Raw genomic sequence first — 13,238 nt, 5'->3', positions numbered from 1 at the left:
GATTGAGGTATGGTTGACGCCACCGCGTCATTTGACGGCAATCGGCTCGAAGCAATGGAGGCGGCGCCGCGCGCGTTGCCTGCGGATCATGCCGGCCTGTCGGTCTCGGTCGCCGACGGTGCGGCACTTGCGGGCTATGCCGAGTTCTTCGGTTCGGCGCTGTTCGCGCCGGCGCAAAGCCCGGCCTGGATCCTGAACTGGGCCAGATATGCCGAAGCGAACACCGTCTTAGTGACGCTGAACGCTGACGGCCGACCGGCTTTTTCGTTGGCGCTGGAAGTCACCAGCCGCGGTCCGTTCCGCGTCGCCCGTTTCATGGGCGGCCGCCATGCCAACGGCAATTTCGCCGCCGCCGATCCGTCTTGGCTGACCAAGGCGGATGGCGCGGCAGTCCGCTCGATGCTGGCGGCGATCGCCAGGGCGCGGCCGGACATCGACCTCGTCGCACTGGAACGGCTGCTGCCCGATCTCGACGGCATTGCCAATCCGCTTTTATCCCTCCCGCATTTTCCCAGCCCCAACCTGTCGCTGGCCGTCGACTTGGCGGGAGGTTTTGATGCGCTGCTCTCCCGCGCGAGCGGCAAGCGCAGGCGCAAGAGGCACCGCTCGCAGGCGCGCAAGTTAGAAGCCGTCGGCAGCCACCGCCGCATCGAGGCGCAGACAGTGGACGAGGTGAACCGACTGCTCGATGCATTTTTCGAGATGAAGGAGTTCCGCTTCCGCAAGATGGGCGTCGCTAACGTCTTCGGCGAGCCGAAGGTTCGTGCTTTCTTCCGCGCGTTGTTCGTCGAAGCGCTTTCCGACGACACGCCGTCCTTCGTGCTGCACGGGCTCGAAGTCGCGGGCAAGCTTCGCGCCGTCACCGGATCGAGCCGCTCGGGAAAACGCCTGATCTGCGAGTTCGGAGCGATCGCCGACGACGACGTCGCCCATGCCAGCCCCGGCGACTTCCTGTTCTTCGACAACATCGAGGAAGCCTGCGAGAGGGGGTTCGATGTCTATGATTTCTCGGTCGGCGACGAACCCTACAAGCGGCTGTGGTGCGATATCGAGACCCAGCATTTCGAGGTCCTGATTCCGCTGACGATGAAGGGCCGCGCGCTGGTGTTCGTCCTGCGGCAAGGCGCGCGCCTGAAAGCCGTCATCAAGAACAGCCCGACGATCTGGAAGCTGACCAAGATGCTGCGCCGCAGGACCGCCGGACAGGCAGCACCTGCGGCGGGCGAAGAAGACAGCTGATCGCTGCCGAGATTTCCGGGACGTCTCAGGCGGCGGAGCGCCGTCCGGGTATCGGCGTCCCTGGCGTCTCGTGGCCGACCGGCGTCACCAGCGTCAGGTCGGGATAGCCGCTCTCGATCAGTTCGACTGCGGCCTGAGCCACCTCGTCGTCCGGCTCCAGCAGCGACAGGAAGACCTCGGTGTCCTCGCCGACAAGGCGGCTGATGCCTTGCGCGTCTGCGGGTCCGCATTCGACCACGACCAGATCGTAGGCGGTGGTCAGCGACTGCATGATGATCGGCAGGCGGTCGGCGGCGCGCATGGCGCGGACCGGAGCGGCGGTGCCGACGGGAATGACGTGGCAGTCCGAATAGAGATCGGGGTGGATCACGTCGCTGAACTGCGCTTCGGAGGCGAGCAGATTGGTGATGCCCGGGAAAAGTCCGCTGTCCAGCATTGGCCGCGAGGCGGCGCCCGAAGCGGTGAGATCGAGCAGGAGCACACGCAGGCCAGCGTCGGAAACCTCACGCGCCACCAGCACCGCCGAGGCGGCCGCCTCGTCGCCTTCCGGCGACACGAATATGGCGCGTGCCGCAGCGCTTGTGATCAGTTTTTCAACCGCCCTGTCGATTTCGACCTCGCCAAGGGTGGGGCGCGCCGGCTCGACGTCCTCGCCAGTTGCTGGGGCAGTTGCCGGCGCCGCGGCAGCCGCTTCCGGCTCTGCCTGCGCTTCCGCCCGATCCTCGACGTCCTCGATATCGGCCGGTTCGCGGTTGGACGGTTCGCGGGCAACCGGCATCGCGACCTGTTCGATCCGCTCGAAGCGGGCGCCGGCGGCCGGCCGCATGGCGCGACCCGAAAACAGCTCTTGCAGAAGCGTCACCATCGCCATCAGCAGCAACGAGCCGACGAAGGCCGCACCGGTGATCGGCAGGATTTTTGGGAAATAGGGCTCGGACGGCGCCACCGCGCGGGAAAAGACGCGGGCGTCGACCGGCAGATAGTTGCTGTCCTTGCGCGAGGACGCCTCGCGGTAACGGGTGAGATAGGATTCGAGCAGTTGCCGCTGGGCGGTCGCTTCGCGCTGCAGCGCGTCCAGTTCGACCTGCTGATCGCCGGCGCGCGCCGATGCCGCCTTCAGCGTGTTGACGTCGGCGACAAGCTGGTTTTCGCGGGCCTGGGCGGTCTGCGCCTGCGTCATCAGCCCTTTCATGATCTTTTCGGCCTCGTTGCGGATCTGGCGGTCGAGATCGGCAAGCTGCGACTTCAGCGCCCGGATGCGCGGATGATTATCGAGCAATGAGGTGGAAAGGTCGGCTATGTTGGTCTTGAGCTCGACCTGCCGCTCGCGCAGCCGCTGGATGAGTTCGGAAGACAGCACCTCCGGTACCGCATCCAGCGAGCCGCCATTCTGCAGCGCCCTGCGCACGCTGTCGGCAGTCGCTTCCGCCGAGGCGCGATTGGCGCGCACCCGCGACAGTTCGCTGGACAGTTCGGAAAGCTGTTGCGTGGCGAGCACCGAATTGTTGCCGCCCATCAAAAGATCGGACTGGGCGCGGTAGCTTGCTACCTTGGCCTCGGCATCCTTCACCCGCTTCGACAGGTCGGCGATCTCCGGCGCCAGCCAGTCGGTCGCGGCGGAATTCGATTCGATATTGGCATTGCCCTGGACGGAGATGTAAGCGTCGGCTATGGCGTTCGGAATTTCAGCAGCGAGCCGGGGATTTTCCGAGGAGAATTCGATGACGATAACGCGAGATTTTTCAACGCGATAGACGTTGAGCTTCTCGCGCATCTTCGTCAGCACGCGTTCTTCCGGCGGAATCTCGTTGGGGTCGCTTTTCAGGCCGGCGATGAGGAGCAGACGGCTCAGTACCGGCATGTCCGCCGTCTCGTCGAATTCGGCAAGCCGCGACAAATTGAGCTTCTGCGCCACCTGCTTGAGGATGTCGGTCGAGGAAATGACCTCGACCTGGCTGGTCACGCCTTCCTCGTCGAGAATCGGCTTGTCGTTGTCATTGGTGCCGTCGGGGCGCGTATAGACCGATTCACGCGTTTCGATCAAAAGCCGTGTTTCGGCCCTGTAATGCGGCGTGGCGAGCCAGGTGAGCGCGAACGCCAGGCCGGTTATGACCAGCGCGACGACTAGAATGCGCAGCCAATTCCTCGCAAGGCTTGCGAAGAGCTGCCTGAGATCGACGTCGACATCTGCGGCCGCGGATTGAACGGACATGCATCCTGCTCCGGTACCTAAAGCACGTCGCGTTGAACAGGTTCATGCGACGCGCTTAAGCTCTTGTTTTCATGCATGTCGTTGCCCCAAAACCGCTGCGCACTTTTGGGGCGACATGCATTGGTCAGGATGCACCGTAAACAACTATGGTAACTCAGCCGTTAATATCGCGGTAAGCATCTGTTAGGTTTTTACTCGCAAGCGGCAGGTAAAGCATCGGAACCGGCCGTCTCTCGTCGCTTCGGCCGCGCGCCTTTACCGGCCATTAACCCTAACGGGATGATAACGGACCTCGACTCCCAAAGTTTGCCGCGGTGTAACAGCGGCCAGTCGAAGGTACGTGTCCGGCATGAAAAGCACTGCTTCCCTCTTCCGCGCGCTGCTCACCGTGTCGTTGCTTGCCGGCTGCTCCAGCTACCGGCCGGCGCCGGCCGCCTTTCATAAAATGCTCGATCAGCCCTATCGCCTCGGCGCCGGCGACCGGGTCCGCGTCACCGTGTTCGAGCAGGAAGGATTGACCAACGTCTACAGCGTCGACCAATCCGGTTACCTGTCGATCCCGCTCGTCGGCGCCGTACCGGCGCGCGGCCACACCGCACAGCAACTTGAAGGCGAGATCGCCGACAAATTACGCCAGGGTTACCTGCGCGATCCGGACGTTTCGGTCGAGATCGACCGCTACCGGCCGATCTTCATCATGGGCGAAGTCGGTGCCGCGGGCCAGTACTCCTATGTTCCCGGCCTGACCGTGCAAAAGGCGATTGCCATCGCCGGCGGTTTCAGTCCCCGCGCCAACCAGGAAAGCGTCGATATCACCCGCGACATCAACGGCAAAGTCATGACCGGTCGCGTGGCCACCTCCGACCCGCTCCTGCCCGGCGACACGGTCTATGTTCGCGAACGCCTGTTCTAGTCCACGTGGCGGACACACTCAGGATCGTTCACTGCTTTCGCTCACCTGTCGGAGGGATTTTTCGTCACGTGCGCGACCTGACCGAGGCGCAGGCCGCCGCCGGGCATGCCGTCGGCATCGTCTGCGATTCGACGACGGGCGGCGACTTCGAGGAACATTTGTTCGAACAGATGAAGGGCACAATGGCGCTCGGCATCCATCGTACGCCGATGCAGCGGCATGTCGGACCGGGCGACCTCGCCTCGGCCTGGCGCACATTTGGGATCATCAAGGAATTGCGGCCGGACGTGCTCCACGGGCACGGCGCCAAGGGTGGCGCTTATGCCCGCCTGTTCGGCTCATTGTTGCGGGTATCAAGGTCTCGCGTAGCCCGCCTTTATTCGCCTCACGGCGGCTCTCTTCATTATGACGAGACCACCGCCACGGGGAAGCTGTTCTTCGCGCTCGAACGGTTCATGGCGCGCTTCACCGACTATCTTCTGTTTGTCTCCGATTACGAAAGGCAGACATATCGCAGAAAGGTCGGCGAACCGCCCATCCCGAACAACCTTGTCTACAACGGCCTGAGCGCCGCCGAGTTCGAGCCGGTGCGGACCGAGCAGACTGCGGCCGACGTCCTCTATATCGGCATGATGCGCGACCTCAAGGGACCGGACATCTTCATCGATGCGCTGGTCCTTGCCGGATCGCGGCTCGGCCGCCCGGTGAAAGCGGTGATGGTCGGCGACGGCGACGACCTGCCGCGCTACCATGCGCAAGTGAAACGGCTCGGGCTCGAAGGCCATATGCACTTCCTGCCGCCGATGCCGGCGCGAAAGGCCTTCGCGCTGGCCGAACTGGTTGTCGTTCCCTCGCGCGCGGAAGCCATGCCCTACATCGTGCTGGAAACGCTCGCCGCCGGCAAATCGATGATCGCCACCGCCGTCGGCGGCATCCCGGAAATCTTCGGAGCCGGTTCCCCTGCCCTGATCCGGCCTGACCCGCGCGAACTCGCCGGCAAGATGAGCGCGGCGCTGGCCGACCCCGAAGCGTATAGCAGCGTGATGCCCGACACCGCCGACCTCAAGACGCGATTCGGCGCCGACGTGATGGCCGCCGCGATCGAGACGGCCTATTTCGCCGCGCTCAAGCGTTAGCCCCAAGGGCGCTAGCCCCAAAAGCTTCTCCAAAGCCACCTGTTGTTTCAAGGGTTTCTTAGCTCTCTTTTGCTATTCACCTGAGGGAAAGCTTTGCGGATGCACCCATGAACGAGATCGATCCCGCACGCCGCTTTTCGATAGACGCGGTGCGCAAATTCGACGGCCCGGCCAGCGGCGATAAGCTTGGCGGGATGAACGACGTCGCCCGTCAGGTCGCGTCGCAATACCGGCGCGATACCATGTCGCCGATCATGGTCAGCGGCGTCCTGCGCATGGTCGAATTCGCGCTGCTGTTCCTGTCGGGCCTCTGCGTCTATTTCTACTATGTCGGCTTCTTCAGCCATCTCGCCTGGCAATACCCGCTGACGATCGCCGCCGCCTCGTTCCTCGCCGTGGTGCTGTTCGACGTCACCGACTGCTACCAGGCTGTCTCGTTGATGCGGCCGCTCGCCAATTTCGGCCGTCTCCTGCTGGTCTGGGCCGGCACCTTCGCCTTGATGGCGCTGACGGCATTCGCCATGAAGATGTCGGAAGACTATTCGCGCCTGTTTTTCGGCACCTGGTTCGTCGTCGGCTTCATGCTGATCTTCGGCCTCAGGCTGCTGATGTCGAAGCTGATCCGGCGCTGGGCGCGCGACGGGCGCATGGAGCGCCGCGCCGTCATCGTCGGCGGCGGCACGGCGGCGGAAGTCCTGATCCGCTCAGTCGAAAAGCAACCCTACAACGACATCCGCATCTGCGGCATCTTCGACGACCGCGGCGACAAGCGCTCGCCACCCATCGTCGCCGGCTATCCGAAGCTCGGCACCGTTTCCGAGCTCATCGAGTTCGCCCGCATCGCCCGCATCGACATGCTGATCGTATCGCTGCCGCTGACCGCCGAATCGCGTGTCCTGCAGCTTTTGAAGAAGCTGTGGGTGCTGCCGGTCGATATCCGGCTCTCGGCGCATTCGAACGCGCTGCAGTTCCGGCCGCGCGCCTATTCCTACATCGGCTCCGTGCCGATGCTCGATATTTTCGACAAACCGATCAACGACTGGGATTCGGTCGCCAAGCGCGCCTTCGACATCGTCTTCTCGATCATCGGCATCATCGTGTTCTCCCCGGTCATGTTGGTGACCGCGATCGCCATCAAGCTCGACAGCAAGGGACCGGTGCTGTTCCACCAGAAGCGGCATGGCTTCAACAACGAGATCATCGAGGTCTACAAGTTCCGTTCGATGTACACGGACAAGGCGGACCCGACGGCCAAGCAGACGGTGACCAAGAACGACCCGCGCGTCACCCGAGTCGGCCGCTTCATCCGCAAGACCTCGATCGACGAGTTGCCGCAGTTCTTCAATTCGCTTTTCGGTTCGCTGTCGCTGGTTGGGCCGCGCCCGCATGCCATTGCCGCGCAATCGCACAACCTTCTCTACAATGAGGTGGTCGACGGCTATTTCGCACGCCACAAGGTCAAGCCCGGCGTTACCGGCTGGGCGCAGATCAACGGCTGGCGCGGCGAGATGGATAGCAACGAGAAGATCCGCGTGCGGACGGAATACGACCTCTATTATATCGAAAACTGGTCGCTGCTGTTCGATCTGAGGATTCTGTTCCTGACACCGATCCGGCTGCTCAATACGGAAAATGCCTATTGAGCGCAGTCACGCATGAACTGCCGCCGGCTGCCGTCAAAGCCAAGCTGATCGCGCTGATTGCGTCGGGCGCGGTTTTCCTCGGCGTCTTCCTGTCCGGCTTCGTCATCGCCGAGCCGGCGCCATACGACCTCTACATGGTCGGGCTGATCACCGTGTGGTGCTTGTTTGGCCTGCGCATATCGCGCGCGGCGGCGCCGCTGCTGGTGCTGCTGGTGGTCATGAACATCGGCGGCATGATCTCGATGACCCAGATGTCGGACATTGCCAACATCCCGCTCTATCTCTCCGTGTCGCTGTTCCTCGCCTTCACCGCGGTGTTCTTCGCCTCGGTGACATCAGTCCAGCCCAATCTCTACCGGGTGATCTTCCTGGCCTATGTGATGTCGGCGGTGCTGACCTCGCTGCTCGGCATAGCAGGCTATTTCCATGCCTTCCCGGCGGCGGAGATCTTCACCAAATACGACCGCGCCACCGGCGCGTTCCAGGATCCGAACGTGTTCGGGCCGTTCCTGGTGCTGCCCGGCATCTACCTGCTCTATCTCCTGCTGACGAGCCCCGTCTCACGCATGCCCTTGCTGGCGGCGCCGCTGCTGATCATCACGGCCGGCATTTTGTTCTCCTTCTCGCGCGGCGCCTGGGGCATGTTCGGCGTTTCGGCGATCCTGCTCACCGGCGCTCTGTTCCTGCAGAGCGCCAGCGTCATGTTCCGGCTGCGTGTCGTCGTCATGGCCATCGCCGCCATCTCGCTGCTGGTCATCGCGATGCTCGTCATCCTGCAACTGCCGGGCGTCTCGGAGATGTTCTCCAGCCGCGCCCAACTGGAACAAAGCTACGATACCGCCCGCCTCGGCCGTTTCGCCCGCTACACGATCGGTTTCCAGATGGCGCTGGAGCATCCGCTCGGCATCGGCCCGCTCGTCTTCGGCACGATGTTCGGCGAGGACACACACGACATCTGGCTAAAGATGCTGTTGGACTATGGCTGGCTCGGCTTCGTGTCGTTCCTGACGCTGACCTGCTGGACGATATCAGCCGGCTTCCGCATTCTCCTGCGCGACAGGCCGTGGCAGCCCTACCTTCTGTGCGCCTATGTCGCCTTCATCGGCAATATCGCGCTGGGCACCTTCATCGACATCGATCACTGGCGCCACGTCTATCTGCTGCTCGGACTGATCTGGGGCGCCATCGCGCTGGAATACCGCCATCAGCGGCAGTTGCGGCTGGTGGCGCTGCCTGCGCCGGCGGCTAAGGGATGATGGTTTTCTGGGGCAAGTCTAAGGTTTGAAATGGTCGGAGTCGCCGGAATCGAACCGGCGACCCCTTGACCCCGCGGAAATTGGACGCAACGCGGATTTCTATTTAAAGTCATCGCGTTATGCCGTTTTCCCCTTCCTAGTTCGGGCTTTTTTCGGGACTTCGCGGCATCGTTTTGGAGCAAGTCCATCGCTGCGGCCACCTCTTCGTTCAGCACGTAGGCGTAGCGAGTGGTGGTCTTAGCCATTGCCGTCGAATATAGCGCGAACTCGCAGCAGGGCTGGTGATGGGCATAGGCATAGCCGTCGGCATGGCGCTGGCCGGATGAACTTAGGCGAGCGTCGCGCAATCTAACGTCTAGGCGGCAACGCCATCAACACGACCGCGGCAACGGCCGTACCGGGGGCGAAACGTTGATCGTCATCTAAGCACCCCACCAAACGATGGCCGCACACAGCAAAAACACGAGCGCGGCACACGCGATCAACATACCTCTTCGCGTTCGCCACCTTGGCGGCTCAGCCGGCACAAGCCTGAACCGCTGGGCATGCTCCGTTGCGATTTTAAGTAGGGCTGCAGCCGTTTCGCGCGGCGTCCACCCCTGCGCTTCCGAGGCGGTCACCAGGGCTGCAAATGCGACTTCCAAGGCGACTTCACAGTTGACGTCCCGATCTGGGCTACCCTTTGGCAATATGGGTGGTTGCACGGCTTGGGACATGCACACAAAGCGGCTCGCGGATGAAAGGTTCCCGCGTTTCGAGCCCTTCACTTTCGAAGGTCGGCTTCCAGTCGCGATTGCGCGCCCGCTGCTGGCCTTCGTAGTCAGGAATGCATGTGAAGAACACCTGCCGGCGGACACGGCCGGCAGCCTTGCAATTTGAGCAGATAAAGAGCCCGACCAGGTCGTCATGCATCGAGCCGTGGTCACGGCCGAGCCTGTCAGTCAGCGCCTCGATGTCGAGCTTCGTCGACCTCTGCGTGAAATCAATGCAACTTTCAGCGCTATGATTAGCTCTCACTAATATGCTATACGCAAAATGGTGAGGGGCTAGTTCCATGAGACAGTTGCTGGGACACATTGCATTGGCGTGGCTTGTGCTGCCCGGCGATGCAGACGCCCATGATTGGTATACGGGCAAGACTGATCCCGTTCTTCACTATGACTGCTGCGGAAACAAGGATTGCCACCCGATCGATTCCAACGACGTCAGGATGACTAAAGACGGCTATTTCGTCAGGCTGCCGCGCCCCGCTTACTTGAATGAAACCCAGGAAGCGGAGTGGTTTATCCCCAGAGAGCGTGTCCAGACCTCGCCTGATGATCGATACCATATCTGCGAACGGCTAACGACGTTTTATCGAACGATCATTCCCCATATGAAGTTCGAGGCCTATCACAGATTCAGATGGACGTGCTTCTTCGCGCCCAATGGCACAAGTTCAATCCAGCCGGATGAGATCTACTTCCGGCTTTTGGATTTCAAACTGACCAACTACCCATATTAGAGATGGCTTGAATTTTGCGCAAAGCAGGATCATGCTTAGACCGCGCGGACCAAGCTTAACTTGGTTTAAGATTTGCTTTTCCCGCTCTCTTCGCAGCGAAATACCATCCTCGTTCAAGACGATGATTTCGCCGTCGATAATGGCACTCTCGACGTCCATCGTCTTGGCCGCCGTCGCTAGGTCGCGGTATTTGGCAGTCCAATCAAGGCCGCGCCGGGTGAAAATGCGAATGTCCGCGTTTTCGATGATGATTTGTGACCTGTAGCCGTCGAACTTAGCTTCATGAAGCCAATCGTCACTTTTGGGCGGCTTGTCGACCAAGGTCGGCATTAGTGGCGGGACAAACTTCAAACGCATGCATTGACTCGCAAAACCGCGATTCAATTAGCATGCTCTTAATTAGTTCCGGAAAATTTTAATGAATCGTTGACCGCGCTGTCCCAGAACAGGACGGCGCGGTCTAAACCCCAAACGGGCTGCGCTGGCGGCTCCGGCAATTCGCCTTCCCGCGCCACTGTCGGAGCCGCTACCACACTCCTCCAAAATACCAGTAATGGTTGAATCAACTGTTACTGCACGTGCTTTCCAGTGCGTTTTCCCAGTCGTTGGACTTTGATGGAACAGGCCTCGCCTCGTCCGGGCGGAAGCCCGTCTTGCCCTTGCGGCTCGTCTTGCCCTCGCGGCTCGAAAGCGGCATCTTCCTAGCCATGGGGGATGTTGCAGCGAAAGAGCCAAAGACGGTCTACGGCGCCGATATGACGCCCTATGGCGTGTTCATCTTCGCCAAAACCTACAGGTTGAACGCCGATGTCCTAGTGGTCCCACAGATCGGGCCAAGCCTGTCCGATCACCCGAGAACGTTTCTCTACTTCCAGGCGCTAGAAAACTATCTCCGGTGCTTCCTTCTGCTCCAGGGCAAAACGCCGGATGAAGTCCGCGAGTACCAGCACCATTTCGGCAAAATGCTTGATGAGAGCAAGCCTCGGGCTTGTGGTGCCAAAGGCCGTGGAGAAGTTCATCCACTCGCGCACTCTTTCAAATGACTACACACGCCTAAGGTACGATTTTAAGCTGGATGATCCGGAGGATCCGACGCGACAGCCTCCCCCATGCAACAAATGCAGCGTGCGGTCAGGGTGCTCGAACAGGCCGTCGGCCGCGCTGTCGAGGCAGCGGACCCAGAGTTCATAACGATGGGCGATTTGAAACTCTTCAAGATATCGTTCGGCCAATGTAAGGCAGTGATCTAAGCCGTTCCGGCGCAGCACCTTCGCGAGCGGCCAGTTGTCATTGGCTGCTTCGCGTGGCTCGCCGGCATACCAAGCCAAACCCGACGCGATAAATTGCTCCGGTGAAGGGCCGTCTCCCGAGCGAGTGATAGGCGTTCCTAGGGGACGTTTGACGCGGCATGGCGACCATTCGATCTCATCGGTCTCGGGCTTTCTACGATTGTCATCAACAGCGATACCGGCCTCGAGCGCAAGTCGATCGAGCTGTTTGAAAGACATTGGATTTCCCCATGAAGTCATCCGCCAGGATGGTGGTGAACCGGCCAGGCCGGGCAGTCCGTTTCCGCAAAGTGCGTGTCGGTAGAAAAATCAAACGCGCCAGCCAAGGATCAGAAGGCCCCTAGTCGTCTTCCTTCTGGATCTCGGCTTCTTCTCTTAGCTTTTGCCAGTCGGCCCCGTGCTTGCGAAGCAGGGCTCGCGCTTGTTTCGGCGTCACGTCTGTGACCTCCGTCAAGTGCTCAACCTCAAGCTCTGCACCTTTCTTGACCCGGCTCGTATCGGTCGATTTCTTTCGGGCCACCTCTGCGCCTCCTTGCTCCACGGTCAGTGGCAACGAGTGTCGAACGTTGAGGTTCCACCCATGTGGAACTATCTGCCGGCCGCATGGTTTCTACCGCCTAAGGGAGACAACTATGCTTAGACTGTTGCTCGTTGCAGGCGCCCTCTACGCGGCATTCCAAATTGGTAGAGAATACGGCCGCGCCGAAGCCGAAGCGTTGCTATCGCCGCCTGTCGATGACGAGCATCGCCCGACGGCAAGCGACGAAGCAGAGTTCGGCGAGCCGCCATAGGGGCGCTTGCTCATCGTCATTCGCGGGCTTCAAGTCTGGCCTGATCTTCCAGAATTCGTTCCAACTTATGCGGCGAGCTTGAACGGTGCCGTCGCCGATGGTGACGGTGTGGGAAGTGGTCATAGGGGGCTTCGTGGATGGCGCTCGAGGCGGCCGTGATCTCTGCATCGAACTTGGCGACGCCCGGAAAACGCGCGTCGCCAGGGTTGGTGGCGAGCACAACAGACCAGGTTGGTGGCGAGCACAACAGAAAGGATACGCATTTCGGGTTCCCTTAGAGGAGTTACGCAGGCTAGATTCGGAGTAGCCGAGGCCCACGAATGCAGAACATTCGGGCTTTCACTTCGGGACTTTTCGGGACTCCGGGTTCCGAAAACGGGCGATTTGAGCGCCTTTCGTTCCGAAAATGGAAAAGGCGCCAGAAGCGCCTTCAATAAAAACTAGGGATCTCAAGGATTTAATGGTCGGAGTGGCCGGATTCGAACCGACGACCCCTTGACCCAGCAAGGGCTTCGCCGACATCAACCTGCGCCGCCGAATGCTGATGCGGTTCAAGACCCACCACGAAGCCGTGCGGAAGTGCGTGCTGCTCTACGTCGGCGACCACGATCCCGCTGGCCTGCTGATCTCCGATGTCATCAAGTCGAACCTGATGGACTGCGCCAACGTCAAGGGCGTCGACTTCGATCCGTCGCCGATCCGCGTCGAGCGCATCGGTCTGACGCGCGAGCAGATCGACGACCTCGGCCTGCCTTGGATCGAGAACTTGGAGACCGGCAGCGGCAAGGACCTCGGCGATCCGGGTCACCCCGATCACCGCAAGCCCTACGTCCAGAACTACATCGCCAGTCAAGGTCGGCGAAAGGTTGAGGCCAATGCGCTGGTTCGCGATCTGCGTGGTTCGCGTGCGTTGGTCGAGGCGGCGATCAACCGCTACATCCCGGCAAGCTGGCCCGCTGAGCACGAAGCGCGGCTGGCTCCGCATCGACAGGCTGCCCGCGATGCGTTCGCGGCGCTGATCGCGGTCAGGTCATGACTCAGGCAATCTCGATCTCGCCGGCAGGACCTTCGCCACCGTTGCCGAATCCGGCGTTAACATTGCCGCCATTGCCCGCCGTTGTCAGCGCGCGACGCTGCCGCTGCCTCCGACGCTGCCGCTGCCGCTGACGCTGCCGCTGCCGTCAATGCTGCCGCTGCCACCGATGCTGCCGGTGGCGCTGACGCCGCGGCTGCCGCTGCCGCCGCTGCTGCCGGG

14 protein-coding genes are annotated in these 13,238 nt (G+C 61.3%); 9 read left to right on the top strand and 5 right to left on the bottom strand.

Going from position 1 to position 13,238, the window contains the following annotated elements:
* The first annotated feature begins 9 nt into the window (after positions 1-9).
* Entirely contained in the window at positions 10-1,239 is a 1,230-nt protein-coding gene (locus AC0L14_RS25070) for a GNAT family N-acetyltransferase (RefSeq protein ID WP_473751068.1), read from the top strand.
* Between the two features lie 25 nt (positions 1,240-1,264).
* Here the strand turns inward: AC0L14_RS25070 and AC0L14_RS25065 are convergent, their stop codons facing one another.
* The gene (locus tag AC0L14_RS25065) at positions 1,265-3,451 is read right to left on the bottom strand and encodes a GumC family protein (RefSeq protein ID WP_473751067.1); all 2,187 of its coding nucleotides are present in this window, start codon (positions 3,449-3,451) and stop codon (positions 1,265-1,267) included.
* A 349-nt stretch (positions 3,452-3,800) separates the two neighbouring features.
* On the opposite strand from AC0L14_RS25065, the gene AC0L14_RS25060 reads away from it, so the two are divergent.
* The 4 genes from AC0L14_RS25060 (at position 3,801) to AC0L14_RS25045 (ending at position 8,399) form a co-directional block, all read left to right on the top strand.
* Positions 3,801-4,364 (top strand): polysaccharide biosynthesis/export family protein, encoded by a 564-nt coding sequence (locus AC0L14_RS25060; RefSeq protein ID WP_095495842.1) that lies wholly within the window; start codon positions 3,801-3,803, stop codon positions 4,362-4,364.
* Positions 4,365-4,369: 5 nt separating this feature from the next.
* On the top strand, positions 4,370-5,500 hold the full coding sequence (locus tag AC0L14_RS25055; protein ID WP_473751066.1) for a glycosyltransferase family 4 protein: 1,131 nt from the start codon (positions 4,370-4,372) through the stop codon (positions 5,498-5,500).
* 107 nt (positions 5,501-5,607) lie between these two features.
* Complete coding sequence (locus tag AC0L14_RS25050) at positions 5,608-7,143, top strand: undecaprenyl-phosphate glucose phosphotransferase (protein WP_473751065.1); 1,536 nt, start codon at positions 5,608-5,610, stop codon at positions 7,141-7,143.
* The gene (locus tag AC0L14_RS25045; RefSeq protein WP_473751064.1) at positions 7,140-8,399 is read left to right on the top strand and encodes an O-antigen ligase family protein; all 1,260 of its coding nucleotides are present in this window, start codon (positions 7,140-7,142) and stop codon (positions 8,397-8,399) included. The genes AC0L14_RS25050 and AC0L14_RS25045 overlap by 4 nt, the downstream gene beginning before the upstream one ends.
* 675 nt (positions 8,400-9,074) lie before the next feature.
* On the opposite strand, the gene AC0L14_RS25040 is transcribed toward AC0L14_RS25045, so the two are convergent.
* The gene (locus AC0L14_RS25040) at positions 9,075-9,416 is read right to left on the bottom strand and encodes a hypothetical protein (protein WP_473637655.1); all 342 of its coding nucleotides are present in this window, start codon (positions 9,414-9,416) and stop codon (positions 9,075-9,077) included.
* Between the two features lie 37 nt (positions 9,417-9,453).
* Between AC0L14_RS25040 and AC0L14_RS25035 the strand changes: the two genes are divergently transcribed.
* Positions 9,454-9,903, top strand: coding sequence for a hypothetical protein (locus tag AC0L14_RS25035; RefSeq protein ID WP_473751063.1), 450 nt, complete (start codon positions 9,454-9,456; stop codon positions 9,901-9,903).
* Here AC0L14_RS25035 and AC0L14_RS25030 read toward each other — a convergent pair.
* Positions 9,838-10,260, bottom strand: a complete 423-nt coding sequence (locus tag AC0L14_RS25030; protein WP_473489895.1) for an ATP-dependent DNA ligase — start codon at positions 10,258-10,260, stop codon at positions 9,838-9,840. The genes AC0L14_RS25035 and AC0L14_RS25030 overlap by 66 nt on opposite strands.
* Positions 10,261-10,556: 296 nt before the next feature.
* On the opposite strand from AC0L14_RS25030, the gene AC0L14_RS25025 reads away from it, so the two are divergent.
* Positions 10,557-10,946, top strand: a complete 390-nt coding sequence (locus AC0L14_RS25025; protein ID WP_473489896.1) for a hypothetical protein — start codon at positions 10,557-10,559, stop codon at positions 10,944-10,946.
* Here AC0L14_RS25025 and AC0L14_RS25020 read toward each other — a convergent pair whose 3' ends face one another.
* Both AC0L14_RS25020 and AC0L14_RS25015 read right to left on the bottom strand, forming a co-directional pair.
* Positions 10,947-11,411, bottom strand: coding sequence for a hypothetical protein (locus AC0L14_RS25020; protein ID WP_473489897.1), 465 nt, complete (start codon positions 11,409-11,411; stop codon positions 10,947-10,949).
* A 121-nt stretch (positions 11,412-11,532) separates the two neighbouring features.
* Positions 11,533-11,712, bottom strand: a complete 180-nt coding sequence (locus tag AC0L14_RS25015; RefSeq protein WP_258117761.1) for a DUF3606 domain-containing protein — start codon at positions 11,710-11,712, stop codon at positions 11,533-11,535.
* Positions 11,713-11,824: 112 nt separating this feature from the next.
* On the opposite strand from AC0L14_RS25015, the gene AC0L14_RS25010 reads away from it, so the two are divergent.
* Both AC0L14_RS25010 and AC0L14_RS25005 read left to right on the top strand, forming a co-directional pair.
* Positions 11,825-11,983, top strand: coding sequence for a hypothetical protein (locus AC0L14_RS25010; protein WP_258117762.1), 159 nt, complete (start codon positions 11,825-11,827; stop codon positions 11,981-11,983).
* Positions 11,984-12,527: 544 nt separating this feature from the next.
* On the top strand, positions 12,528-13,019 hold the full coding sequence (locus tag AC0L14_RS25005; protein ID WP_258117765.1) for a hypothetical protein: 492 nt from the start codon (positions 12,528-12,530) through the stop codon (positions 13,017-13,019).
* Positions 13,020-13,238 lie beyond the last annotated feature (219 nt).

The sequence above is a fragment of the Mesorhizobium sp. WSM4841 genome, from assembly GCF_055811515.1.
The sequence above is the reverse complement of the archived record's forward strand: the minus strand, read 5'-3'. Positions and strand labels throughout refer to the sequence as shown.

Coding starts and splice junctions, on each gene's coding strand:
- AC0L14_RS25070 (WP_473751068.1), top strand. CDS start 10: ATGGTTGACGCCACCGCGTCATTTGACGGCAATCGGCTCGAAGCAATG.
- AC0L14_RS25065 (WP_473751067.1), bottom strand. CDS start 3,451: ATGTCCGTTCAATCCGCGGCCGCAGATGTCGACGTCGATCTCAGGCAG.
- AC0L14_RS25060 (WP_095495842.1), top strand. CDS start 3,801: ATGAAAAGCACTGCTTCCCTCTTCCGCGCGCTGCTCACCGTGTCGTTG.
- AC0L14_RS25050 (WP_473751065.1), top strand. CDS start 5,608: ATGAACGAGATCGATCCCGCACGCCGCTTTTCGATAGACGCGGTGCGC.
- AC0L14_RS25035 (WP_473751063.1), top strand. CDS start 9,454: ATGAGACAGTTGCTGGGACACATTGCATTGGCGTGGCTTGTGCTGCCC.
- AC0L14_RS25030 (WP_473489895.1), bottom strand. CDS start 10,260: ATGCGTTTGAAGTTTGTCCCGCCACTAATGCCGACCTTGGTCGACAAG.
- AC0L14_RS25020 (WP_473489897.1), bottom strand. CDS start 11,411: ATGTCTTTCAAACAGCTCGATCGACTTGCGCTCGAGGCCGGTATCGCT.
- AC0L14_RS25010 (WP_258117762.1), top strand. CDS start 11,825: ATGCTTAGACTGTTGCTCGTTGCAGGCGCCCTCTACGCGGCATTCCAA.
- AC0L14_RS25005 (WP_258117765.1), top strand. CDS start 12,528: ATGCGGTTCAAGACCCACCACGAAGCCGTGCGGAAGTGCGTGCTGCTC.